Consider the following 25,553-nt stretch of genomic DNA (forward strand, 5'->3'; position numbering starts at 1 on the left):
TTAAAAAATGATCGTTTTATTATCATGAACAAAAATACGCTCTTCAAACACCAAATCAAGGGCATTGGAGAGCACGTTTTTCTCAACATTTCTACCTGCACGTTGCATATCTTTCCATGTCATTTCGTGATTAACGTGAATGACATCTTGCGCGATGATCGGACCTTCGTCAAGATTATTATTCACAAAATGCGCCGTGGCTCCGATGATTTTGACACCGCGCGAAAACGCTTGTTTGTACGGATTTGCCCCGATAAAGGCGGGTAAAAATGAGTGGTGAATGTTGATCATTTTCTCTTCATAATGTCCGACAAATTCGCTCGATAAAATGCGCATGTATTTAGCTAAAACGATGTAATCCACGGTATAAGCGCTTAACACTTCCAGCACTTTTGCTTCGTGTTCGGCTCTGTTTAACCCTTCATGGCTGACACAATGAAATGGAATGTTGAATTTATCGCTTAGACCTTTGAGATCCTCATAGTTGGAGACAATCGCTAAGATATTGGCATTGAGATCATCGCTGTCATGTTTGAGCAAAATGTCGCCCAAGCAGTGCGTCTCTTTCGTACCCATCAAAATGATGTCTTTTTTGCGCGCTTCGGCGACATAAATGTCCGCATGGGCAGGTAACATCGCCTCAAGGGTACCTTTAAACGCACTCATATTCATTTCACCACTGAGTTCGGCTCGCATAAAAAATTTACCGTTATCACGGTCAACAAACTCGTCGTTTTTGATGATGTTCAGTTGATACTTAAACACCACATCCGCAATGCGGTAGATCAGACCCTTCTCATCGGAACAATCAATTTTTAAAATATAATTTTTACTCTCTTGCATTCGTTATGCCTCACACTGTTGTTTGATTTTTTCTATTCGTCTTCGTTTTAATTCATATCGGATAGCTTCTTTTTCAAATCCATCCGCAATTACCTCTTGAACACTCACATCGCCTGTAAATAGTTCATCCCAAATTCCAAGCGTTTGAGCCCTCTCTTTAACACCGCTTCGATAATTGCCAAGCCACTGCGAAATAGGCATTTCAAGGCTTACATGTAGAAGTATCTCATCGCTGATCTCGCCTTCAAAAAAAGGCTGATGTTTGAAGGTTTGCAGGTAATGATTGGGCGCTTCGAGTTGCTTCAACCACCTCAAAGGCTCTTGGTTCAGACGATTGGCGACGATATAAACAAAATAGTAAGGACGAAGGGCCTCTTCAAAATTTTGCTTGTATCGTAGCAATTCATGCGCGATCTCAAAAAAGCGATTTTCCACCTTACATGTAAAGCATTTCTCAAAAAGTCCCAGCTCGTACATGTAAAATAAACCGTAGTGCAAACAAGAGGCGCGAAAGAGTTTTTCAAACTCCCACAAAATGCGTGGCTTGCTCAGATCAGAAAGATCAATGCCACACATCAACTCCAAGCTTTTTCGCTCGATTTTAAAGCCAAGGCGTGCGCTAAATTGCATCGCTCGAAGCACTCTTAGGCTGTCTTCTTTAAAACTTTGCTCATCAATAATCTCAAGCGTTTTGTGTGCAATCGCCTCTTTGCCACCCCAAAAATCGAGTAATTCACCCGTAAAAATGTTCCGCATCATCGCATTCACACTAAAATCACGCCTCTTAGACGCCTCTTTTTCATCTTGACACACTTCAACGTCAAACGCCCTATGCCCGACGCCACTTTTGCGCTCAACGCGTGGGAGCGAAAAATCAATATCGCCAAGCTTATACACAAAAAAACTTTTCCCGACACCAATGGCGCCCACTCGCCTCATCAGCGACTCAAACGCTTTTGGCTCGATGTCATAGACCTCAATATCCAAATCGTGTAAAGGTTCACTCAAGCAGAGATCGCGCACACTGCCGCCGACCAAATAAGCTCGTTTCGTATAAGGTTTTAAAAACGCAATCGCTTCGGAGATTTGCTGTTCAAAATGCGCAGGAAAAACGCACTCTAGCTTCATTTTTTAGAGGCTTCCATCTGCTCCAATTGCTCATCAATCGTCGCTAAAAGGTACTCTAAAAAGTTAAGCGTTAAATCGAGTTTGGCTTCAATGTTTTTATTATTGGGAGATTGAAACCCTTCAAAAAGCACCAAGATGCGCTCCCTGAGGTTCGTATAAAACTGTTTGGGGCTCTCAGCACACGTGTCGTCATCTTCGTGAGAAATCGCATACGCTCGAATCGTGTTGATCTCTTCGGTGATCTCTAAAAGAGGCTCGGGTTCAAACTCAACCTCTTCACGCTTGCGAGGGGGTTGCAGTGGTTGTTGTTCTTCCTTGGGTGCTACCTCTTCAAGCTCTTTCAGCGTTGAGAGAATCATATCTTTTAGTTCCATATTTTCACTTCCATAATTTAACGAGCCAACGCTCAAACTCTAAAAATTCCACTTCTGAATTCATCGTCAAAAAAAACTTCTTCATCTCTTCATCGACCCCTAAGTACTTTTTGCGAATGCCTGAAAGTCGTTTGATAGCAATTTTTGCCTCTTTGTTATCAGGATTTTCGCGCAAAAGCTCTTTGTAAATCTCCAAAGCCTCATTTTTGAGACCTTGAAGTTCATAAATCGATGCAAGAGTGAGTGTTTTCATATTATACTTTAGCGGTGTAATCTGCAATAATGGAGCCAATTTGGGTCGTTGAACAGACCTCTTTTGCCCCGTAATTGGCTAAGTCTTTGGTACGATACCCATCATGCAACACTTTTTTAATCGCCAGCTCAATGCGATCCGCCGCTTTGGTCTCACCAAGGGCAAAACGAAGCATCATAGAGGCACTTAAAATGGTCGCCAAAGGATTGGCGATGCCTTGACCTGCAATGTCTGGAGCAGATCCGTGAATCGGCTCAAACAGCCCTACTTTTCCACCAATGGAAGCCGATGGAAGCAGACCAATGGAACCACTGATCATACTGGCTTCATCGCTTAGGATGTCACCGAAAATATTGCCCGTTAAGATCACGTCAAACTGACGCGGATTGCGCACAAGCTGCATTGCAGCGTTGTCAACGTACATATGAGAGAGTGTGACTTCGGGGTACTGTTTGGAAACTTCGATGACCGTATCGCGCCAAAGTTGAGAAACCTCCAAGACGTTGGCTTTATCAACGGAACAGACGATTTTACGGCGTTTCATCGCGGATTCAAACGCCATATGCGCAATGCGCTCGATCTCAGGCTTGGTGTACACCATCGTGTTGTAGCCTTTGAAACCGTCATTACCACGAGGCTCACCAAAGTAAATTCCACCGATCAGTTCACGCACCACTAAAAGATCAACCCCTTTAAGCACTTCGGGTTTCAGTGTACTCGCATCTAAAAGCTCATCAAAAATAGCCGTTGGGCGAAGGTTTGCAAACAATCCAAGCGCTTTGCGAAGCTTCAAAAGTCCTGTTTCAGGGCGAAATTCACGAGGTAAACTGTCCCATTTTTCACCACCGATGGCGCCAAATAAAACAGCGTCACTTTTCAAACAGCCCTCAATCGTCTCATCGGGAAGTGGCGTGCCTTTAAAATCATACGCCACACCACCCATAAGGTAGTCTTCATACTGTAGTTCAAAATCCTCTTTGGCACAGACACTGTCTAAAACTTTGATCGCTTCATCCACGATTTCAGGGCCAATTCCATCGCCTCTAATAACCGCTATTTTATAGATTTTTTTCATTTCATGATCTCTTTTTTTGCATAATTCATCAATCCACCGCATCCAATAAGCTCTTGCATAAACGGAGGAATCGGGGTAAATTTATAGGTTTTTGCACCGTTTTTCACTTCGCCACTCTCCATAGAAATCGAGATGCTTTCGCCCTCTTGAATGGTGTCAGTCTCAGCGAGTTCAAAAATAGGAAGCCCTGTGTTAAACGCATTTCGGTAAAAAATACGCGCAAAACTTTTCGCAACAACCGCACTCACACCTGCAGCTTTAAGAGCGATGGGAGCATGTTCACGACTGCTTCCACAGCCAAAGTTTTCACCCGCAACGATGATGTCACCCGCTTTGACTTTGTTCACAAACTCAGGATCTTTATCTTCCATAACATGCTTTGCCAGCTCTTTTGGATCAGACGTGTTTAAATAACGTGCCGCAATGATTAAGTCAGTGTCGATATTATCGCCAAAACACCATACTTTTCCGCTAATCGTACTCATTGATTATCCTTAGTACTCTTGATTTAATAGACTCTTCATACGCTTTTAAAGCAAAGCTTCAAAAGCTACGTTAACACTGGGTTTTCCTCGGCAGAAAGCCCACGCACCATAGGTGCTTTAACTTCGTACAAATTTACTTTTGCATGATTTCAATAAAATATTTTATCTAAATGGGGTTGTAAAAAAGTTTAATCACCCCGCACTTTGAACAAAATAGCGTCCTTTCTCACACTTTACATGTAAAGGCAGATCAAAAACCTCTGAGAGATGCGCGTCACTTAGCAGTGCCTCTTTTGCCCCTTGCGCTAAAATTCGCCCCTCTTTGATCAGCACCACATGCGAAATCTCTTCAAAAATCTCCTCCAAATGATGCGTCACCAAAATGATCGTTCGATGTGCTGCAATCTTGCGTATCATCTCTATAAAGTTGAGTTGCGCCTTGATATCAAGCCCCACAGTGGGCTCATCAAGTATCATCGCTTTAGGTTCATGCACCAAAGAGCGCGCTATGATGCACTTTCTAAGCTCCCCAGTAGACATCTCAGAAATGCGTTTAGGACGTAAATGGCGTATGCCTAAGAAGTCCAAAACCTCTTCCACTTTCTTTACATGTAACGGTGAAAATTCTTGATGCTCGTAAATGTGAAAACTGCTGTAAAAGCCTGAAAGTATCACTTCAAACGCGTTTAGATCGGGTGCTCGCTCGCTAAATTGGTAGTGCAGATCGTTGGTAATGATGCCCAAATGCTTTTTGAGCTCCCAAATATCCCACACCTTTTTGCCAAACACCTCTTTGGTTGTCGTTTCGCTAAAACGCGGATAAAGATCGTTGGAAAAGAGCTTTAAAAGCGTCGATTTTCCCGAACCATTTCCCCCTAAAATCACCGTATGTTGTCCCTCTTTAATGCTTAAATTGATGTCATGCAAAACATCCTCTTCATCATACGCAACATTCACATGCTCAAAATGAATAATTTCCATTCGCTAACTCCTCTTACAATGCTACGATTATAGCACATCATTATTCACAAAATTTGGTTAAAATGTGACATTTGTAACCTCGCTAAAGGCAGTGCATCCAGATGTTTTCTAAATTTTTTATCAATCGACCCAATTTTGCTATCGTTGTTTCACTTATTATCATCATCGCTGGAGTTATGGCGATTCGTACGTTGCCAGTTCAAGAGTATCCGGATGTTGTGCCTCCGCAAATTATCGTCTCTACGACCTATTCGGGTGCGGATGCCATAACCCTTGAAAAGTCAGTAGCTTCTGTTCTTGAAGAGAAAATAAACGGCGTTGATAATATGCTCTACATGATGTCAACCACGTCGCCCAGTGGGCTTCTTACGATGAATCTCTATTTTGAAGTGGGCACGGACATGGCGCAAGCAAAGCTTGATGTCAACAACCGTGTGAGACTGGCGGAGAGTAAACTTCCTGACGCGGTCAATCGTCAAGGCGTTGAAGTGGCAGAACGTTCCAACGATACCTTGCGTGTGTTAGCCCTCACCTCAGAAAACAACCGTTACGATACTATTTTTATGTCCAACTACGCTATTAACAACATCTTAGAAGAGTTCAAACGCATTCCTGGTGTTTCTGAAGCTGTGGTTGTGGGGAACCAAGAGTACGCCATTCGCGTTTGGGTCGATCCGCAAAAACTCTCGTTTTACAATGTCACAACCACCGAAGTCATGAATGCGATTAAAGCGCAAAATGAGCAGTATCCTATGGGGCAAATCGGGCAAGAGCCGATTCAAAACGCTGTTGCGTTTACCTACACGGTCACATCAACGGGCAGGCTTAATTCGCCTGAAGAGTTTGAGCAAATCTTGGTCAAATCCAACCCCGATGGCTCGGCGTTAAGGCTTAAAGATGTAGCAGACCTTGAACTAGGCTCGGAGCGTTACTTTTTCAAAGGACTCTTTAACAAAGAACCCACTTCGATGATACGCATTACGCTGACCTCCAAAGCCAATGCGCTTGAAGTCTCTGACTTGCTCGATAAAAAACTGGAAGAGATCAAAAAAAGTTTTCCTGAGGGGCTGAAAATCGGCACGACTTACGATCCAACGCTGTTTGTTAAAGCCTCGATTAAAGAGGTCATCGTCACCCTTTTAGAAGCGGTTGCGTTGGTTATTTTTGTGGTTTACCTCTTTTTGGGCAATATTCGAGCGACGATCATTCCCGTTCTTGCCATCCCCGTTTCCATCATCGGCACCTTTGCAGGCTTTTATGCCACAGGCTTTTCCATCAACCTTTTGACACTTTTTGGACTCACTCTTGCCATTGGTTTGGTTGTGGACGATGCGATTATCGTCATTGAAAATGTCGAGCGCATTTTGCGCAAAGAATCCCTTAGCGTTAAAGAAGCGACCATTAAAGCGATGCAAGAGATCACGGCGCCTGTCATTGCCATTGTCTTAGTTTTATGCGCGGTTTTCATTCCTGCCTCGTTTATGGGAGGGCTCAGTGGAACGATGTCACGGCAATTTGCCATTACCATCGTTATCTCGGTCACCATTTCGGGTCTTGTAGCACTGACGCTCACCCCTGCACTGTGTGCTTTGCTTCTGAAAAAAGAGGAAGAGGAGCCGTTGTGGATCATTCAAAAATTTAACGCGCTGTTTGATTACATCACGCACCATTTTGGGCAAATTGTTCAAAATGCGATTCGTTACGCACTTTTCAACCTGCTTCTCTTTGGCATTATGATCTTTGCGATTGTCAAACTGATGAGCATTATCCCATCAGGTCTTGTTCCAAAAGAGGATAAAGGGGTCTTTTTTGCGGTCACAACCCTGCCAGCTGCGGCTTCACTTTCACGCACCCATGCGATCAATATCGCCGTAGGTGATGTCGCACTTCAACATCCTTCTGTCGATAAAGTCGGTGGTTTTTCAGGCTCTGATTTTAGCTCAAAAGCCTACACCACAGAAGCGGGATACAGCTATGTACGCCTTAAACATTGGGATGAACGCAAAGATGCCAATCAAAGTGTGAATGCAATTTCTAAAGAGATTATCCAAAAACTTTCCACCAATAAAGAAGCACGTATCGTCGCCGTTGCTCCCTCTGCCATCAGTGGTCTTGGCGTTTCAGGTGGTTTTGAGATGTACGTTCAGAATAAAACAGGCGGCACGTATGCCTCATTAGAAAATTATGCCAAAGAGATCGTAGCCCGCGCTTCCACACGTGAAGAACTTCGCTCGGTGCGCAGTACCTTAAGCACCAACACACCTCAATATCGCATCGAAGTGAATAACCAAAAAGCGCAAGCGTATGGCATTGATATTGCCGATATTTACACCACGATTCAAACCACGTTTGGAAGTGTCTATATCAACGATATTAACCTTTTTGGGCGCAATTACCGTGTAAATATTCAAGCCAAAGGTGATTTTAGAGAAGGAACACAAAATTACAGTGATATTTTTATCAAGTCCAGCGATGGAGATGCCATCGCACTAAGCGACCTTGTTACCCTAAAACGTGTCATCAATCCCAACATCACAAAACGTTTCAATATGTTCCCATCGGCTCAAATTTTGGGTGAAACCAATGCAGGTTACTCTTCAGGCGAAGGGCTGAAAATCATGGAAGAGATCGCAGCAGAAGTCTTGCCGGAAGGCTACTCCATCGCATGGGGTGGCGCATCATTGCAAGAGAAAAAACTCCTAGAAACTGGTAATCTCTCGTTTGTTTTCGCGATTGTGTTCATCTTTTTGATTCTTGTGGCACTTTATGAAAGCTGGATGATTCCTTGGGCGATCGTTTTAGCCGTTCCTTTTGCGCTGCTTGGAGCAGAACTCTCCATCTGGCTTCGAGGGCTTCAAAATGACATCTACTTCCAAATAGGGCTCATCACCCTTGTCGGGCTTTCGGCTAAAAATGCGATTTTGATGGTGGAGTTTGCCTTGCAAAAAATGGAAGAAGGGTACAGTTTAATCGATGCAACGATCGAAGGAGCAAAGATTCGTTTTCGCCCTATCATCATGACCTCATTTGCCTTTATCGCAGGAACCTTACCACTTGCCCTAAGTTCAGGAGCAGGTGCGAACAGTCGTCATGTCATCGGCACCACCGTTGTAGGTGGCATGGTTACGCTCACCCTCATCGGCGTCTTTTTTGTACCGCTTTTTTTCTATCTTATCATGAAGATTAAAGAAAAAACGTCACTTGCGTTCAAGTCCTAATAACCCCAAACCAAGAGCGATGAAAATCGCTCCGCTCACACGGTTAAACCATAACGCTCTTTGATGGGTCAAAAACCACGACTTGAATCGTTTCGCAAAAAAGGCATAGCACATCAATGTGCTAAACGAAAGAATCATAAATGTCAACGTTAAAATGAAAAACTGCTCTAAAAGCGGTGCCTCTGGATTGAGAAACGGTGGAAAAAGTGCCGTAAAAAAGATGATCGGTTTGGGATTGGTGATGCAGACTAAAAACCCTTTTTGGAAGATCTTTGCGTAATGCGCAACGCTTTTTTTACGCCCAAGATCCACCTGTTTAAAGATGCTTCCCAAGGCGCGAAACTGCTTAATTCCAATGTAAATAAGATAACACGCCCCTAAAATTTTAAACGCCAAAAACAACACCAATGACGTTTTCAATACCACACCAAGACCTAACATCGCAGCACTGGAGAGCACAAAAAGACCGATGGCATTGCCAAGCGATGAAAAGAAAGTCGCTTTAAGGTCATAACTCACAGAGTTATTGATCGCCAAAAGTACCGCGGGACCTGGGCTTGCTATCGCGATAAACGCAACCATTGCATACAAAAGCCATGTGTGAAATTCCATTCTGCGCCTTTTCGTTTTTGGGTATTATAACGCATTTTATTAGATCAATATATCTTGATGTGAAATCTTCTATGCTATACTACGTTAATTAAAGACAAAGAGAAGCTCATGGAAACTTTTTTAAAAACCGTTGGCGCACTGAATGACGAAACGCGCTTGCAAATCCTTCATTTTATTCACACAAACGGCGAAGTGTGCGTGTGTGAGCTCGAAGAGGCGTTTTCGATGATCCAGTCGCGCGTCTCGCGCCATCTCAAAATCCTCAAAGATGCGGGCTTTTTACGCGTTGATCGACGTGGAAAATGGGCGTATTATACGGTTCGCTCGCCGTTGGATCGTTTTAGACTCGAATGTTTAGAAGAGATCAGCTATCTTGAGATGCCCGTGCCACGTGATATGCTTACATGTAAAAAGGAAAATTCACTATGAAACTTATCTCTTGGAACGTTAATGGCATTCGCGCCGTTGCCAACAAAAACGCGTTTGCGTGGGTGGATGAGTTCGCTCCAAATGTCTTGTGCTTGCAAGAAATTAAAGCGGAAGCGGAGCAGATTCCTGAGCCTCTTTTTAGCCATACCTTTACATGTAAACATGTCAACTCGGCTTCTAAGAAAGGCTATTCGGGTACGATGAGTTTTTCAACGCTTCCTTTTGAGAAGACCGACACCGCGTGGCACATCGACCATACGCATGAAGGACGCATCTTGGAGCACCATTTTGGTGATGTGGCGCTGTTTAATGTCTACTTTCCTAACGGTCAGCAAAGCGAAGAACGCCTTGCACATAAGCTGAAATTTTACAGTGATTTTTTAGCACACACCGAAGCGTTACGAAAAGAGGGAAAAGGCATTATCATCTGTGGGGATGTCAACACTGCGCACCGCGCGATTGATCTTAAAAACCCTAAAGCCAATGAAGATACCTCAGGCTTTTTGCCGATTGAGCGCGCGTGGATCGATAGGCTGTTAGAGAAAGGCTACATCGACACGTTTAGACATATCCACGGCGACATCACAGATGCTTACTCGTGGTGGTCGTACCGCTTTGGTGCGAGGGAACGTAATGTGGGGTGGCGGATTGATTATTTTTTCATTTCCAAAGAGCTGGAACCTCGTCTGAGAGATGCGTTTATCCTCAGTCACATCGGAGGCTCAGATCATTGCCCTGTGGGCATTGAGATCGATTTGTAAGCTTTACATGTAACACTTTTTAATCACTCTTTTTTTCAATGCTATGGTATGATTAAAATTATTTTTATAAGGAAGTGGATTATGGATTTTTTATCACTGAGTTCAAACGCCCTCTTAGCCTATAGTGCGTATGCCATCGGTACAGCAAGCCCTGGTCCTAGCAACCTTGCTATCATGAGTATGGCGATGCACACAAGCCGTAAACAGGCGTTAATTTTCGCGTTAGGCGTTGCTTTTGGCTCAGCATTTTGGGGTTTTTTAGCAGCCCTTGGACTCTCGACTCTTCTCATTCAATACGCAGAAGTGCTTATCGCGATTAAGATTCTTGGAGGACTTTATCTTTTTTGGCTTGCGTATAAATCGGCGCGATCTGCCTTTGCAAAAACGCACATTATTCCTCACCAGACGCACGCAGCCTCCTCCTCCACACTCAAGCTCTTTTTCCAAGGAGCACTCATGCACCTGAGCAATCCTAAAGCAATTTTTGTATGGCTCTCCATCGTAGCCCTTGCATTGCCTGCAAACACACATACAAGCGATGCACTTTGGATTGTTGTAGGCTCACTTCCTATTGGCATCTTTGTTTTTTGCGCTTATGCACTTCTTTTTTCAACGCCTACTGCCAAAGCGTTCTACCTGCGTACAAAACGATATTTTGATGGCACCCTAGCAACACTCTTTGGTTATGCAGGCTGGCAGATGCTTACCTCCACATCTAAAAACTAATGCTTTTTTTGTGCAACAACGTAGCGATCAGCATTGGTTTGTTGACTTAAATTTTTATGAAATTCGAGTGCCGCTCGAAGATCGTGAATATCCGTGTGCGTTCCGACAACTTTGGTCGGATACCCATCCTCATTGTACGCAATGACTTTGGCTTGATCGAGCACCCATTTGTAACTTCCATCATGACACAACATGCGGTGCTGATGCTGGTAATGCTTGATTCTACCACTTAAAAGTGCTGTAAGTTCATTGAGACAGTAATTCAAATCTTCAGGGTGAATGAGTGACATCCAACGCTCTTTGGTCTGCTCGAACGCCTCAAATTCGTACCCCAACATCGTGACCCATTGCGGTGACAATATGATGCGATTGCCAAGTGGATTCCACTCCCAAAACCCGTGCCCTACGCATTCTAAAATTTTTAAGTACTCTTTTCTCATCGCGCATAGCCTTTAAGATTTTTTGATAAGCGATTATACATTACAAGTGTGATATTCGCGTTATATCCACCTTTACATGTAAAGGTTTTAGAGCTCAAAAGATCATCCATCTTTCCTGATATTTTCTTATAAATTTACATATAATTTACGCAAGACCGCTACTATACGCACCAAAAACTTTAAAGGGGCGTTATGTATTTAGCTTCCATCAAAAACAAGCTTGTCTTTTTGCTTGTCATTATTTTCCTAGGTTTCAGTGCCATTGGCGTTGAAATTATCAAAGAAGCCAACGATGCCAAAATGGCTGCCATTCGTTTGACGACTATTGCAGATATTGAAAATTCGATTTTAGAACTTCGCATTCAACAGCGTGATTATCAGATCTATTTTAAACAGACCAATCTAGATCGTTATGAAAAAATCTATCAAAAATTGATCGCTGATTTAGAAGCACTCAAGCTGATTTTGATGAGTCCACAAAACCATCAACGCATCGAAAGTCTTAAAAATGTGCTCATCCAATGGAACGATGTCAATGTTCCTCGCATGCAGCTGTTTGGAAAGTACGGCGCCACAATGCACGAGCCAAGCTTTGCGCAAACCTATCCAGAAGACGCAAAAAAGCTCAACGAATACTACAAAAAAAGTAGCCAAGGGTTTGTCGTCATTACCGAGAAACTCGATGATTTAGCACTCAGCGTGAAAACCAATAACTTCAATCGTTTGGATACCAATAAACTCATATCGCAAATATCGCTTGGCGTGATTTTTCTCTTTGTCTTTACGATCTTTTTTATCGTCACACGCTCTATTAAAAACTCTGTGGCACATGCTAAAACAGCGTGTGAGAAGATGCGCCAGAGCAAAGATCTCAGCGTGAGCATCACCACAGGCACGAAAGATGAGATCAACGACATTGTCAGTTCCATCAACGCACTGATCGCCGATGTTGCGCAGGCCCTTAACCAAGCAAAAAGCAACGCGCTTGAAAATGCTTCCGTTGCCGAAGAGCTCTCCAGTACGAGCCTTCAGATCGGCAAGCGCGCCGAAGAAGAAGCCAAAGTTGTTTTTGAAACCACTAACGATGCCAAAGAGGTTGCCAAAGCGATTGGAGAGGCAAGCGTGCAATCTCAAAATGTCAAAGAAATTACAACCGATGCGCAAAAAAGCTTACTAGGGGCTCAAGAGCTGCTCAATGAAACGCTCTCGCAACTCAGCCAAACGGCAGAGGCAGAAGCGGCGATCAATGAGCGCCTCAATCGCCTCTCAAGCGAAGCCGAACAGGTCAAATCGGTACTGGATGTCATCGGCGATATTGCCGACCAGACCAATCTTTTAGCACTCAATGCCGCCATTGAAGCGGCACGTGCGGGAGAGCATGGTCGTGGATTTGCCGTGGTGGCAGATGAAGTACGAAAACTGGCAGAGCGCACCCAAAAAAGCCTCATCGAGACCAATGCCACGGTCAATGTCATCGTTCAGTCCATCAGCGACATCAGCGGTGAGATGAACCACAACGCTAAACGCATCCACGAGCTTTCCGAGTTTTCTAACCAAGTCACGACTCAAACCAATGACGCCGTTGGCATGTTAGAACAGAGTGTCAACGCAACCGAAGAGGTCGTCACTAAAGCCAATGGCAACGTCAAGCTCATCAAAACAGCCGTCATCGAAAAAATTGGTGAGATCAACACGCTCTCAAGCTCCAACGCCAGAAGTGTTGAAGAGATCGCAGCAGCAGCCGAGCACCTCTCCAAGCTCTCTTCCACGCTCAGCCACACCCTATCACAATTCAAAACCGCGTAACGTTTTGCCCAAAGAGACCACCTCTTTGGGCATGCTTTAACCAGAATTTGCTATCATTTTACACTTTACATGTAAAAAGGTTTTCGTATGCAAGAAGAGATAATGTCACATAAACTCACCCCATTTTTTATGCCAGCGGACGACAAAAAAGGGACGGTCATCGGCTTTTGTGGGAGCGATATTTTGATGAGAGAAGACGGCACATTGCCCTCCATGGAATTTTTTGCCCTTTTGGGAGAGCCCAAACATCGCTTTCACATCGGCTCCTTTGATGAAGAGTTGTACATCCTTTTTGCATGGGAAAAAAACACGCCCCTTCCTGAGAATTTAGTGAAAACCAATTTACGCCATTTTTTAGGACTTTACCCACCGCACCTTTTTGCGATGCTCGCACGCGCCAAACAACTTGCACACTGGATCTACGACAACCAATTTTGCGGTCGCTGTGGCGCACCTGTAGGGTATACTTCAAAATTTTCATCACTGGGCTGCTCCTGTGGCAACTACATCTTTCCACGCCTTTCGCCCGCGTGCATCACCCTCATTACAAAAGGCGATGAGATACTTTTAGCGCGCTCACCCTACTTTAAAGAAGGCGTCTACAGTCTAGTAGCAGGCTTTGTCGAAGCGGGCGAAAGTGTCGAGAGCGCCCTTCACCGCGAAGTGTTCGAAGAAGTGGGCATTCGCGTGAAAAATCTTCGCTACTTTGGCTCGCAATCCTGGCCGTTTCCCCACTCCTTGATGCTTGGTTTTTTTGCTGAGTACGACAGCGGTGAGATTCACATTCAAGAAGAGGAGATCGAAGATGCACAGTGGTTCAACAAAGATGCCCTTCCACCTTTGTCGCATGAGACATCTATCGCTCGAATGATAATCGAAGAGTGGCTTAAAAATCATTGATTTTTTGTTGATATTTTTCTGTTAAAATAAGGCAAATTCACGCGAGGAGTTTGCCATGAACATCACCCCTGAAGCACTTTTTGAAGCACGTCGCCATTTTTTAAAACTAGGAGCGGGTGCACTGGTGAGTAGCACTGCTATTTCACAGCTTTTAGCCGAAACGCCCTTAGATATGAGCCTCACCTACACACCCGATCCCAACCCACTCAAACTCTCGCCCAACACCCTTGAGCAGATCACCAACTATGTCAATTTTTACGAATTTTCAACCGACAAAACCGCCCCCGTCAAACTTTCCCAAAAGATGAAAACAGATCCGTGGAGTGTTGGCTTTTTCGGCGACATCAAAACCGAACAGATGCTTAGAGTGGATGAGCTCATCGTCAAATTTGGACTAGAGGAGCGGATTTACCGTTTTCGCTGTGTCGAAGGCTGGTCGATGGTCGTTCCGTGGATCGGCTTTCCACTGTACAAACTGCTCGACTACCTAGAGCCAAACAGCAAAGCCAAATACGTCAAGTTCACGACACGCCACGACCCTAGCCTCTTTCCCGACCAAAGCAAAGGCATTTTTGCTTCCATTCCACATCCCTACGTTGAAGGCTTGCGCATGGACGAGGCACGCAACCCACTCACGTTCATCGCTGTGGGCATGTACGGCAAACGCCTGCTTCCGCAAAATGGTGCACCGATTCGTCTTGTCGTGCCATGGAAATACGGCTTTAAGTCCATCAAATCACTCGATCTCATTGAATGCGTGGAAACCGAACCGCTTAACACATGGCAAGCCATTGACGCTAAAGAGTACGGCTTTTACGCCAATGTTAATCCTGCCGTTGACCACCCAAGATGGACACAATCCAAAGAGCGATTGCTCGGAAAACTGACCAAACAAGCCACCCTGCCCTTTAACGGTTACGAAAAAGAGGTCGCCTCACTTTACGCGGGAATGGACTTAAGGAAATTCTTTTGAAAGCCCTCCTCGTCCTTCTTGCGCTGCTTCCACTGGGGCTTGCATACTACAAACTCGAAAGCGCTATCGACCCAATTAAAATGCTCTACAACACAACGGGCATTGGGGCGATAACGCTACTTTTACTTTCGCTTGTACCCTCTTCTTGTAAACGAGTTTGTGGACAAAACTTCCTTCGTTATCGCAAAACCATCGGGCTTTTGAGCTTTGCCTACGCCTTTTTACATGTAAGCGTTTTTGTCGCACTCGATAGCGAATTTGACTTCATCACCATCTTTGAAAAAAGTCTCAAAAAACCGTTCATCTATATCGGTACTATTGCGTTCATCATCCTTCTTTTCATGGCGCTCACCTCGTTTAAAAAACTCTTTGCCAAGCTTTCAAAGTACCATAAAGCGGTCTACCTCGCTTTGGCACTTGCACTGCTTCACAGCTTCTGGGCGCAAAAAGTGGCTGGGATGTTTGAGTATAGCGTGGTCGCCGTTGGGTTGGTGCTTTTAGGGGAGCGTGTTTGGGCGTGGCAAAATAAAAAACCCCTATAAGAGGTAACCTTTTATCATTACTTTAATGACCTAATACTATGCAACAAAACTACCAATCAATTCCACACCTCTATAACCAACTCTTTTCTGCATATAACCTATAGACGTATCCATTCACCAACTCTTTAAATTATTTATACTTTTTTTATACTTTTCTTATAAATTTTCATAATTAGTTTTGTATATAAAGGAGTTAATAATGAAAAATTTATATTGCATATCCTGAAGTTAACATTGCCTATATATCTGTAATTAACTACAAGGAGGGATTGTGGATTTATCGAAAATTATGAAGATAGGTACGCTTAGTGTGGCATGTATTGGTATTGTTTTGATCGCTTATACAATACACATATCCAATGCACTCAGCTATCTTACTAACGATCCAAAAGCATGTATTAACTGTCATGTAATGAATACGCATTATGCAACATGGCAACATAGTTCCCACGCAAGAAATGCTACGTGTGCGGATTGTCATTTGCCTAGAAATAATTTTGTTGATAAGTATATTGCAAAAGCAAAAGATGGATTACACCATGCTTTTGCGTTTACATTTAATCTATATACCGATGAAATTAAAATTACAAAGGACGGTGCAGATCGAGTCCAAAAGAATTGCATCGAGTGTCATCCAAGACAATCTGAAACGGTTGTTCATAATAATGACCTTAATCATCAAAATATGAGCGAAAAAGGGGACTACTGTTGGAGGTGCCATAGAGATGTACCTCATGGCTTGGTAAGAGGTTTAAATTCTGCACCTAATAATTTAGGTGTCAAAGAAGCTATTAAATAGAGGAGGATTTATGCGAAAGTACATAGTTTTTATTTCAATCATCTTTGCTGTTTTTTCATTAGGGTTACTAGCAAGTAGTATTGAAAAAAAAGAGGCAGAGAAGAAATCTTTAAATCATGTAAGTGGTGTACCAACAGAACCGGGCAAAAGTTCTGATTGGAAACCATTTTATCCAAGACAGTACGAAACTTGGAAAAAGACAAGTGAAAAAAAAGAGTACGTGGATATGTTCGATGTTAAGCCTAAGGTTGCTATTCTTAGAGCAGGAGAAGATCCAACGGGTGCATGGTGGGGTCATGGTAGAGGACACTGGTATTCTAATATTGATATGATGTTTAATATTATTACAGGTGCACCAAACAATCCTCAAGACTTAGAAGAGTGGCCACCAGCACGATGTTTGTCATGTCACTCAGGCGATACAATAAGACTAATGGAGAGAGATGGCAAAATGGAGTTTTACTCAAAACCACTCTCTTATTATGCACCTGAAGCACAAAATCCAATTGGATGTCAAGATTGTCATGATCCAAAAACCGCAGAGCTAAGTATGAAACGGGATTATTTGGATAAAGGGCTTCTTTCAGCAGGAATGAAAGATTTTAATAGCTCTACTCATCAAGAAAAACGCTCTTTACTCTGTGCCCAATGTCACGTTCTTTCATACACAGGTAAAGAAGAATGGACAGATAAACAAGGTAATAAACAGCTTGCTAGAACGATTGTTCTTCCTTGGGCAAAAGGACTTTCAATGGAAGAGACTGAGGCATATTATGATGATCCTAAAAACTTCCCAGATGGAAAACCTGCTGTTCATATTGAAAATACATTTTCAAAAGCACCAACAATCTTAGCAGAACATCCAGATTATGAGTTGTACCAAAAAGGAACCCATGCTAAAAACAATGTTGCGTGTGCAGATTGTCATTTACCTTATACACAAGAAGGTGGTGTTAAGTTCTCACATCATAAAATTGGCAGTCCTCTTGAGAATATGGATAAAACCTGTTTAACATGCCATAAAGGTAAAGAGCAAGAGTTAAAAAGCATTGTCAAAGATAAGAAAGGAAAAGTGACAAAACTAACCCATACAGGACTTGAAAATCTTTCAAAAGCGCACTTAGAAGCTGCTAAAGCATGGGAAGTTGGCGCTAAAGACAAAGAGATGGAGCCAATTCTAAAACTTATTAGAAAAGCTCAATGGAGATGGACATATGTTGATTCAAGTTTTGGAGCGTATATGCATGCAACAGATGAATCGTTGAGAATTCTTGCTGAAGCGAATGACTATGCACAACAAGCACGAATTGAGCTTGTTAAAGTTCTTTTAAATCATGGGGTTAAAAATTATGTAGCACCTGATTTCAAAACAAAAGAAGAAGTATTCAAATTTATGAATGTACCTGAGAGAGAAGCTCTAATCAAAGAAAAATGTGATTGGATCAAATCAACAGGTAAAAAATGGCTAAAAGATGCTAAAGCAAATGGAACTATCAGTGAAGATGTTGAGAAAAAAGACGATGTCTTTACATGGTTTGACCATATGTGTAAATAAGCATTAAATCTATAAATTCCACAGAGAAAAGTTTTCTCTGTGGAAAAATACATCGTTAAGAAAGAAGAGATGATACAAACAAAAAAAGCTCATATTATTACCATCACGGTATGTATCATATTATTTTTTTATTTATCGCTCATTTGCATCAATTATAGCTCCAATAAACACGTGATGGAACGCCTCACCCAAATCAATCAGATCAATATGGTCAAATTTTTCAAACAACGTGTTGATGAATGGCTTTTATTTAAGAAGAAGATTGTTTCATCTACGGCTGTTTCTCTTGAAGACTTGGATACAGCTATGGATTACAAAGAGATCAAAAAAATCTTAGACAATGCAAGTTCGATAGGTAATTTTGACAGTGTCTCTATCGGGTATGACAATAATCTTTTTATTTTAAATACAGACGAAGAGATTCCAAAAGACTACGTTGCTACAAAACGCGATTGGTACACTATGGCATTACAAGCTGGCGAGACAACCGTAACACTACCCTATCAAGATGCGTTTGTAGATAAAAAAGTACTCTCTGTCGTTGCTCCTTTAAAACATAAAAAGACAGATATGACAGCAGTCGTTTCAGCTGATTTGAATTTAAACACAATTCAACAAGAGATTCTTAACATTAACGAACGACTCCAAGGATTTGCTTTTTTAATTACACAAGATGGTAGTTTGATCGTAAGCCCCAAAGGTTTTGATGCAGCACCATGTGAAGAGTGCCAACCCGCTATTGAAACTATTATGAAAAATAAAGACAAAATTGAACTTCAAACCTATATCTATAAAGACCAAAAATATATCATTTTTTATGAGCCTCTCAAAAATAGTGATTGGATTTTTGCGATGACACTCAATGAAAATCAGATTTTTGCAGAATTGAATCAATCGTTTTTCCACAACATGATTCTAACCATTGTCTTTACTGTATTTGGAATCATAAGTTTTTATTTTTTTATATTTCTCACAAAAAAAACAACTTCTTATAAACGCTTATTAGATTGGTTTGCGCATAGTCCAACGCAAGCTGTTGCTATTGTTGATGTACACTATCGTATTCTTTTTTTAAATTATCTTTTCCAAGACCTTATTCCATTAACTCGAGGTAAAATTTTTGATGTTTCATTTGACTTTAATCAAAAAGCACAAGATTAAATCATACTTTTTAATAGCATCACAAAGAGTTTAGAAGAGGTTTTAACCACATCAAAAAGCCTTAAAAATGAAAGAGTATTGTTGCCTATTTCGTCACGATGCTTTTTGATTCAATATACCCCGATTATCGTCAACTCATCCCAAATCGAGGGATGTATTATTACGATCAATGACATCACTCAAGAATACCTTTTAGAGCAGCAGCATAAAACCCATGAGCAAATCATGCTTCAACACAGCAAAATTGCTTCTATGGGAGAGATGTTAGTCGCAATTACACATCAATGGAGACAGCCTCTTTCCGCACTTCTAATTTTAATAGGAATGATTAAACTCAATGTGCAAAATTCGGATCATTCGGATGCCGTTGTAGAGAATAAAATCGAAGAAATCATCAAGATTATTCACTTTATGGAACAAACACTTCATTCATTTAAAGTGTTCTATCAGCCAAATAATGAGCAAAAGAGAGTCGATCTTGCAGAAGTATTAGATGAAGTTGTGTTAATCATGAAGCCAATTGCGCAAATTAACACCATAGAGTTATCATTTAAATATGCAAAAAATCTTGATTACACCGTTGTGCTGTATCCTAATTACTTAAAGCAAATTATCATTAACTTAGTTTCTAACGCAAAAGATGCCCTTGGTGAAAAGAGTGATCTTACTCAAAATAGTTATATTAAGATTTTGCTGGATCAAAATGAGCAGTGCTATGTGATTAGGGTTGAAGATAATGGTATGGGCATTCAAAAAGAATTTATAAGCAAACTCTTTTGCGAAATGCAAACCACTAAAGGTGAAAATGGAACGGGGAATGGATTGTATTTGTGTAAGCTTTTGGTAGAGAATAAATTAAATGGTACAATTGAGATAGTTTCATTTGCAAATCCTACAATTTTTGAAGTCACCTTGAAAAAGGAGTGAATCATGAATAAAGATGTATTGAAGCTTTTAAAACAACTCAATGTACTTTTAGTGGAAGATGATCCTTTTTTAGGGCAAACCATTTTTGATGCTTTGAACCCATACTGTGGACACGTAACATTGGATTGTGATGGTGAAGCAGGTTTGGATAGCTTTTTTCAAGGCACTTTCAATGTAGTCATTACAGACATTAATCTACCTAAAAAAACAGGAATTTCTCTTGCTGGGGAGATTCGACGAAGCAATAAAGAGATTATTATCATCATCTTAACAGCGCATGATACAGAGCACAATATTCATTCTGCAATTGACATTGGTGTTTTTGCTTTTTTACATAAACCATTTCAACTCGAACAACTTTATAATACATTGTTGATGTCGCTCAGTAAGATTCAAGCAGATCATAAACTGCTAAATTTGGGCAAAAACCACATCTACAATGTTAAAACAAAAGAGATTTTTTGTGGTGATGAAATGATACGTTTAACACGAACAGAATCCCTTCTTTTACAAATATTGGTAAGTAATATGGGGCAAGTAATTACGTTTGATAGCATAGAAAGAAGTGTTTGGTATGAGAAACAAGCAACACCTGATACCATTCGAATGTATATCAATAAGTTAAGAGCAAAGTTATATTATGAGCTCATAGAAAATGTTCAAGGCTACGGATATAAACTTGTACCAAACATATAATATACTAGGTGCTTTTTCGCTTTTGAAAAAGCTTTTGATTGTCATAAAATTTAATTAAAAGAGAGTATATGAACGCATTTATTTCAGGTTTTAGTCTCGGTTTTTCACTTATCTTAGCCATAGGGGCGCAAAATGCTTTTGTGCTGAAGCAAGGCATTAAAAAAGAGCATGTCTTTGTCATCTGTTTTGTCTGCGCACTCTCTGATGCTATCTTAATTTTCGCTGGTGTTTCGGGGTTTGGGTATTTGGTGGAGCAGTTTCCCTCTTTGCAAACGGTGGCGAAGTATGGTGGTTTTGCCTTTTTGTTTGTCTATGGTTTGAAAAGTTTTTACTCTGCGTGGAGCATGTCGCATGAGCTGAGTCCGCTCGACCAACCTACAACGTCACTGACAAAAACCATTCTGCTTGTACTCGCCTTTACGTGGCTGAATCCGCATGTGTATCTTGATACCGTCATCTTACTGGGCTCCGTTTCGACCAAGTTTGGCTCCCTTTCACCGCTGTTTGGCTTTGGGGCGATGACTTCATCTTTCGTGTTTTTCTTCTCTTTGGGTTATGGTGCTAGGATTTTAACGCCTATTTTTCAAAAGCCAATTTCATGGAAGATTTTGGAAGTGCTTATTGGCATCGTGATGCTCTCTTTAGCATTTATGCTACTCGGATTGTAAAAGGGTGGAGATAAAGAACGTGCTTTATCTCCGTAATACCGTTACGACTTAAATTGGTTCAATTTACCATTAAGATTTTCAGCCAATTTAGAGAGATGATCCGCCGCAGAGGCGATCTCTTCAACACTTCTGGCATTTTCACTCGTCAGAGCGTTTATGTTCGTGACCATTGTGACGATTCTATCCGTGTCGCTAGCGATGCGAATCGAATTTGCCGCACTCGTAGTGACAGAGACAACACTTTCTTGCATGACCGTTGTGGTGCCAAGAATGGTCGATTCCACACCTGTTGAGACATCGGAAAGGCGTTGAATGTTTTTCGCATTTCTGCCCATTTGATCGGAAGAATCAACGATGGACTGGACAATAACGTTAATAGTCGCATTGATCTCAGTGAGTGAATTTTGCGTCCGCTCTGCAAGTTTTCGCACTTCATCGGCAACAACGGCAAATCCTCGTCCATGTTCCCCTGCTCGTGCGGCTTCGATGGCGGCATTGAGAGCAAGAAGATTGGTTTGATCGGCAATGTCTGAGATAACCGTCAAGATCTGTTTTACCTGCTCGGCATCATGACTCATCTGCTCTAGTTTTTGAGCCAAAGCTGTTTCGGCTTCACTGGCAATGCCTACTTCATTACGAAGAGTGATGACTTCATTTTTAGCATTATCCAGTCTTTGTCCTGCATCGGTGATGCTTTTTTTCATCTGTTCTGAAAGCGTTGCCGTCTCTTGTACAAACGTTTTAATCGTTGCAATCTCTTGAATTGTATTTTCGACAATCGTCGTACTTTTTTCAGCATTGCGCCCTATTTGCATACTGGTTGAACTAAGCTCATGCGACACGGAAGCATTTTCAGTCGATGATTGTTTGGCATCGACAATCGTCTGCTCTAAGGTTGTCACTAAAGCATTAAAACTCTCAACAATTTCTTTAAATTCGTTCTTTTTTTCATAGGTAATTCTAAATGTCAGTATTTTATTCTGTACAAAAGAGACCATGCTATCGCGGATAAGATGAACACCTTGAAGGATATTGCGACGAATGATGATGCTCGTAATGATGACTAAAGCGATCACCAATAAGGAAAGCCCTATCATAAGCGCACTGGCTGTATCTTTGGTCTGAGATGCTTCAAATGCCATTTTCTCGGACAACTCTTTATTGTAATTCATATGACCACGAAGGGTATCGCCTATTGTTGCTAAAAACGGTCGTTTAGCAAAAGCAAGCGTACGTGCTTCCTCTTTTTGATTGGCTTTCGAGAGTTCTAAAAATTGATCTAACAAGGCATTGTACTGTTTTAAGATTTCTTTGTCTTTTTCAAAAAGCTCTTTATCTTTGGCATCTGATATTAAATTGACATAGGACGCCACTTTGTTGTCCAATTTTTCTCTAATTTCTTTAATCATCGATGCAGATTCGTCCATTGATTTTTGATCCGTAGCGGAGAGAAACTCAAAAGCATACACGCGTAAATAATAATAATCTTCCATGATCTCGTTCATAATCAAAATACTTGGCACAACATTCACATTGCCATAATTTGTATCCGTATACACCTGATCCATCTTGGAAATACTGATGGCAAAAACAGAACAAATGCCCAAAATTGCAATGCTCAACATCACGATAAGCTGTCTTGAAATACTCATAATAACTCCTTTTCTTTACGATGCACGCATCATAACGCTCGTGTGTTGTAAATGCGTTGTATTTGAGAAAAGACGCTCATGTTCGTTTACATGTAAATATTTTAGAGTACTTACATGTACCTAGGTATTACCATTTTACGTGGACAATTTCATGGAAGATGGCATACTCTTTGATTTGAAAAAAAGAGGGGATAAAGTTTTCACTTTATCCCCAGAAAAACAAGGAGTTTAGAGGGAAAATACCGTTACGACTTAAATTGGTTCAATTTACCATTAAGATTTTCAGCCAATTTAGAGAGATGATCCGCCGCAGAGGCGATCTCTTCAACACTTCTGGCATTCTCACTCGTTAGAGCGTTTATGTTCGTGACCATTGTGACGATTCTATCTGTATCACTGGCGATGCGAATCGAGTTTGCTGCACTGGTGGTGACAGAGACAACACTTTCTTGCATCACGGTTGTAGTCCCAAGAATGGTCGATTCCACACCTGTTGAGACATCGGAAAGGCGTTGAATGTTTTTCGCATTTCTGCCCATCTGCTCGGATGAATCAACAATAGACTGGACGATAACGTTAATCGTTGCATTGATCTCGGTCAGTGAATTTTGAGTTCGCTCGGCTAGTTTTCGCACTTCATCGGCAACAACGGCAAATCCACGTCCATGTTCCCCTGCTCGTGCGGCTTCAATGGCGGCATTAAGCGCTAGCAAATTCGTTTGATCAGCAATATCAGAGATAACCGTCAAAATCTGTTTCACTTGCTCAGCGTCGTGACTCATCTGCTCTAGTTTTTGAGCCAAAGCTGTTTCGGCTTCACTTGCGATGCCCACTTCATTGCGAAGGGTAATGACCTCATTTTTAGCGTTATCCAGTTTTTGACCTGCATCCGTGATACTTTTTTTCATCAATTCTGAAAGTGCTGCGGTCTCTTGTACAAAAGTTTTAATCGTCGCGATCTCTTGAATCGTATTTTCAACGATGGTCGTACTTTTCTCGGCATTTCGACCGATTTGCATACTCGTTGTACTTAATTCATGTGACACAGAGGCATTTTCGCTCGAAGAGTGCTTGGCATCGACAATAGTATGCTCTAAGGTCGTCACTAGAGCGTTAAAGCTATCGGAGATCTTTTTAAGCTCATTTTTCTTGTCATAGGTGATTCTAAAGCTAAGTGCTTTGTTTTGCACAAAGGAGACCATCCCATCGCTAATAATTTTAACACCTTTGATAATATTGTGTCGAATGGAAAGACCTAACAATAGAAGCGTTATCATCGAAGCCATAGAGACAAAGATCATTATATAAATAGCCTTTTGTTTTTCATCCATCGCATGATCGGCTTCATTTTTTGCAAGTTCAAAATTGTATTTCATATGCTCTTCAAAGACATGGGTTAAGTTTTGAATAATCAGTTTATTACTACTTACCATTGCATTAATTTCAGTTTGTTTCTGCTCTCGTGACAAGATTGTTAATGTTTCTAACAAACTAAAATAGCGCTCAACTGCCTCGTTATCTTTCGAAAAAAATACCTTATCTTGATCATTTGAAAACAAAAGTTCATACGCTTTCAAACTCTCTTTAAGCGATATTTTTGCTTTCTCAATATTTCCCTCGACTCGTTCCCACTCTTTCTGATCGGATTGAGATATGTGCTCCCACACATACAATCTTAAACGATACGCCTCTTGCATGGCATTATTCAACACAAATACGCTCGGAAGAGAATTGACATTACTGTAATTTGTCTCCTCAAATACTGTATTCATTTTTATAAAACTAATTCCAAAAATCGTAAATGTTGCAAGAATAGCAACCGTAAGCATGACTAAAAGTTGTTTTGAAATATTCATGGCGAGACTCCTTTGTTTGTGTTAAGGAATCATAACGATCATGTGTTGTAAATGCGTTACATTTGAAGAAAAATTTTACTTGCGTACACCTCTTATAAATTGTGAGAAACGTGAGCGCCTTGTAATAATCGTTGGAAAATTTGGATCGCTCGCATGTCTCACATCTTCAATAGAATAGACCGCTTGAGGGTTATAGTGCAAAATAAGCGGTGTGATGACTTTAATATTGGAGCGTTTAATCAGTGTAAAAACAATGCTGACAGCACCCGTATTTCCATCCGCATCCACAACGGTGACACTATACCCAAGGTCACGCAAAACGGCTACTAAAGCTTGAGAATCACGCTTGGTAATGATACGTACAACGACCATACCAATCGCTAAGCGATTCTCGATGTACATACCAATGTAATTTCCCAGTGAAAAACCAATGGCATAGGCAATATAATTAATAGGATTGGTCAGATTTTCCATCACTTTAGAGATGGCTAAAAGCCAGATAGTAACTTCAAAAAAACCTAAAATAGGTGCCCACAGTCTAAGACCTTTGGAGACAAAAATAATGCGAAGTGTGCCAATGCTCACATCGGCAATACGCGCAAGAGCAATTAAAACGGGAATGCCGTACAGTGTAAACCACTCTTGTTGAAATAACTCACTCATGTTTCATCCTTTGGATCATTTGACGCATAA

Annotated in this window: 26 protein-coding genes; 14 read left to right on the top strand and 12 right to left on the bottom strand. The window is 41.5% G+C overall.

The annotated features are described in order from the left end of the window. From purU to SMUL_RS10760, 7 genes are all read right to left on the bottom strand, one after another. The gene (gene purU, locus SMUL_RS10730) at window positions 1–843 is read right to left on the bottom strand and encodes a formyltetrahydrofolate deformylase (protein WP_025345256.1); all 843 of its coding nucleotides are present in this window, start codon (window positions 841–843) and stop codon (window positions 1–3) included. Between the two features lie 3 nt (window positions 844–846). Continuing rightward, the gene (locus tag SMUL_RS10735) at window positions 847–1,971 is read right to left on the bottom strand and encodes a tRNA nucleotidyltransferase/poly(A) polymerase family protein (protein WP_025345257.1); all 1,125 of its coding nucleotides are present in this window, start codon (window positions 1,969–1,971) and stop codon (window positions 847–849) included. After that, window positions 1,968–2,345, bottom strand: a complete 378-nt coding sequence (locus SMUL_RS10740) for a CiaD-like domain-containing protein (RefSeq protein ID WP_025345258.1) — start codon at window positions 2,343–2,345, stop codon at window positions 1,968–1,970. Before SMUL_RS10740 ends, SMUL_RS10735 begins: the two co-directional genes overlap by 4 nt. Before the next feature lie 4 nt (window positions 2,346–2,349). Beyond that, complete coding sequence (locus SMUL_RS10745) at window positions 2,350–2,598, bottom strand: tetratricopeptide repeat protein (protein ID WP_025345259.1); 249 nt, start codon at window positions 2,596–2,598, stop codon at window positions 2,350–2,352. Between the two features lies 1 nt (window position 2,599). Then, entirely contained in the window at window positions 2,600–3,673 is a 1,074-nt protein-coding gene (gene leuB / locus SMUL_RS10750) for a 3-isopropylmalate dehydrogenase (protein WP_025345260.1), read from the bottom strand. Next, on the bottom strand, window positions 3,670–4,158 hold the full coding sequence (locus tag SMUL_RS10755) for a 3-isopropylmalate dehydratase small subunit (protein ID WP_025345261.1): 489 nt from the start codon (window positions 4,156–4,158) through the stop codon (window positions 3,670–3,672). Before SMUL_RS10755 ends, leuB begins: the two co-directional genes overlap by 4 nt. 192 nt (window positions 4,159–4,350) lie before the next feature. Next, the gene (locus tag SMUL_RS10760) at window positions 4,351–5,139 is read right to left on the bottom strand and encodes an ABC transporter ATP-binding protein (RefSeq protein WP_025345262.1); all 789 of its coding nucleotides are present in this window, start codon (window positions 5,137–5,139) and stop codon (window positions 4,351–4,353) included. A 101-nt stretch (window positions 5,140–5,240) separates the two neighbouring features. Between SMUL_RS10760 and SMUL_RS10765 the strand changes: the two genes are divergently transcribed. Beyond that, window positions 5,241–8,357 (top strand): efflux RND transporter permease subunit, encoded by a 3,117-nt coding sequence (locus SMUL_RS10765; RefSeq protein ID WP_025345263.1) that lies wholly within the window; start codon window positions 5,241–5,243, stop codon window positions 8,355–8,357. Here the strand turns inward: SMUL_RS10765 and SMUL_RS10770 are convergent. Then, window positions 8,337–8,969, bottom strand: coding sequence for a LysE family translocator (locus tag SMUL_RS10770; protein ID WP_025345264.1), 633 nt, complete (start codon window positions 8,967–8,969; stop codon window positions 8,337–8,339). The two genes, SMUL_RS10765 and SMUL_RS10770, sit on opposite strands and share 21 nt — an antisense overlap. A 108-nt stretch (window positions 8,970–9,077) precedes the next feature. Here SMUL_RS10770 and SMUL_RS10775 point away from each other — a divergent pair, with 108 nt between their 5' ends. The 3 genes from SMUL_RS10775 (at window position 9,078) to SMUL_RS10785 (ending at window position 10,885) form a co-directional block, all read left to right on the top strand. Continuing rightward, window positions 9,078–9,398: an ArsR/SmtB family transcription factor gene (locus tag SMUL_RS10775; protein WP_025345265.1), complete on the top strand. Its 321-nt coding sequence runs from the start codon at window positions 9,078–9,080 to the stop codon at window positions 9,396–9,398. After that, window positions 9,395–10,159 (top strand): exodeoxyribonuclease III, encoded by a 765-nt coding sequence (locus SMUL_RS10780; protein ID WP_025345266.1) that lies wholly within the window; start codon window positions 9,395–9,397, stop codon window positions 10,157–10,159. Before SMUL_RS10775 ends, SMUL_RS10780 begins: the two co-directional genes overlap by 4 nt. An 81-nt stretch (window positions 10,160–10,240) precedes the next feature. Beyond that, window positions 10,241–10,885, top strand: a complete 645-nt coding sequence (locus tag SMUL_RS10785; protein ID WP_038533315.1) for a LysE family translocator — start codon at window positions 10,241–10,243, stop codon at window positions 10,883–10,885. Here the strand turns inward: SMUL_RS10785 and SMUL_RS10790 are convergent. Beyond that, complete coding sequence (locus tag SMUL_RS10790; protein ID WP_025345268.1) at window positions 10,882–11,325, bottom strand: PAS domain-containing protein; 444 nt, start codon at window positions 11,323–11,325, stop codon at window positions 10,882–10,884. The genes SMUL_RS10785 and SMUL_RS10790 overlap by 4 nt on opposite strands. Before the next feature lie 192 nt (window positions 11,326–11,517). Here SMUL_RS10790 and SMUL_RS10795 point away from each other — a divergent pair, with 192 nt between their 5' ends. From SMUL_RS10795 to SMUL_RS10840, 10 genes are all read left to right on the top strand, one after another. Then, window positions 11,518–13,131 (top strand): methyl-accepting chemotaxis protein, encoded by a 1,614-nt coding sequence (locus tag SMUL_RS10795; protein WP_025345269.1) that lies wholly within the window; start codon window positions 11,518–11,520, stop codon window positions 13,129–13,131. A gap of 87 nt (window positions 13,132–13,218) precedes the next feature. Then, window positions 13,219–14,031 (top strand): NAD(+) diphosphatase, encoded by an 813-nt coding sequence (nudC, locus tag SMUL_RS16720; RefSeq protein ID WP_025345270.1) that lies wholly within the window; start codon window positions 13,219–13,221, stop codon window positions 14,029–14,031. 55 nt (window positions 14,032–14,086) lie between these two features. Next, on the top strand, window positions 14,087–15,004 hold the full coding sequence (msrP, locus tag SMUL_RS10805; protein ID WP_025345271.1) for a protein-methionine-sulfoxide reductase catalytic subunit MsrP: 918 nt from the start codon (window positions 14,087–14,089) through the stop codon (window positions 15,002–15,004). Next, entirely contained in the window at window positions 15,001–15,546 is a 546-nt protein-coding gene (locus SMUL_RS10810) for a ferric reductase-like transmembrane domain-containing protein (protein WP_025345272.1), read from the top strand. Before msrP ends, SMUL_RS10810 begins: the two co-directional genes overlap by 4 nt. Window positions 15,547–15,817: 271 nt before the next feature. Next, on the top strand, window positions 15,818–16,345 hold the full coding sequence (gene nrfH / locus SMUL_RS10815) for a cytochrome c nitrite reductase small subunit (protein ID WP_025345273.1): 528 nt from the start codon (window positions 15,818–15,820) through the stop codon (window positions 16,343–16,345). Between the two features lie 10 nt (window positions 16,346–16,355). After that, window positions 16,356–17,900: an ammonia-forming cytochrome c nitrite reductase subunit c552 gene (locus tag SMUL_RS10820; RefSeq protein WP_025345274.1), complete on the top strand. Its 1,545-nt coding sequence runs from the start codon at window positions 16,356–16,358 to the stop codon at window positions 17,898–17,900. Window positions 17,901–17,939: 39 nt separating this feature from the next. Then, window positions 17,940–19,061: a cache domain-containing protein gene (locus SMUL_RS10825; protein ID WP_025345275.1), complete on the top strand. Its 1,122-nt coding sequence runs from the start codon at window positions 17,940–17,942 to the stop codon at window positions 19,059–19,061. Between the two features lie 81 nt (window positions 19,062–19,142). Continuing rightward, on the top strand, window positions 19,143–19,988 hold the full coding sequence (locus SMUL_RS10830) for a sensor histidine kinase (RefSeq protein WP_025345276.1): 846 nt from the start codon (window positions 19,143–19,145) through the stop codon (window positions 19,986–19,988). 3 nt (window positions 19,989–19,991) lie between these two features. After that, the gene (locus tag SMUL_RS10835; RefSeq protein WP_025345277.1) at window positions 19,992–20,684 is read left to right on the top strand and encodes a response regulator transcription factor; all 693 of its coding nucleotides are present in this window, start codon (window positions 19,992–19,994) and stop codon (window positions 20,682–20,684) included. A 68-nt stretch (window positions 20,685–20,752) separates the two neighbouring features. Continuing rightward, on the top strand, window positions 20,753–21,352 hold the full coding sequence (locus SMUL_RS10840) for a LysE/ArgO family amino acid transporter (protein WP_025345278.1): 600 nt from the start codon (window positions 20,753–20,755) through the stop codon (window positions 21,350–21,352). A 41-nt stretch (window positions 21,353–21,393) separates the two neighbouring features. On the opposite strand, the gene SMUL_RS10845 is transcribed toward SMUL_RS10840, so the two are convergent. The 3 genes from SMUL_RS10845 to SMUL_RS10855 all read right to left on the bottom strand — a co-directional run bounded on the left by SMUL_RS10845 (window position 21,394) and on the right by SMUL_RS10855 (window position 25,523). Further along, a complete protein-coding gene (locus SMUL_RS10845; protein ID WP_025345279.1) occupies window positions 21,394–23,004 on the bottom strand; it encodes a methyl-accepting chemotaxis protein in 1,611 nt (536 codons plus the stop codon). Between the two features lie 245 nt (window positions 23,005–23,249). Continuing rightward, window positions 23,250–24,860 carry a methyl-accepting chemotaxis protein gene (locus SMUL_RS10850; RefSeq protein ID WP_025345280.1) on the bottom strand — a complete coding sequence of 537 codons (1,611 nt, stop codon included), beginning with the start codon at window positions 24,858–24,860 and terminating at the stop codon, window positions 23,250–23,252. 75 nt (window positions 24,861–24,935) lie between these two features. Beyond that, a complete protein-coding gene (locus SMUL_RS10855; RefSeq protein WP_025345281.1) occupies window positions 24,936–25,523 on the bottom strand; it encodes a DUF2179 domain-containing protein in 588 nt (195 codons plus the stop codon). Between the last annotated feature and the right edge of the window lie 30 nt (window positions 25,524–25,553).

The organism is Sulfurospirillum multivorans DSM 12446 (genome assembly GCF_000568815.1).
Taxonomy (GTDB): domain Bacteria; phylum Campylobacterota; class Campylobacteria; order Campylobacterales; family Sulfurospirillaceae; genus Sulfurospirillum; species Sulfurospirillum multivorans.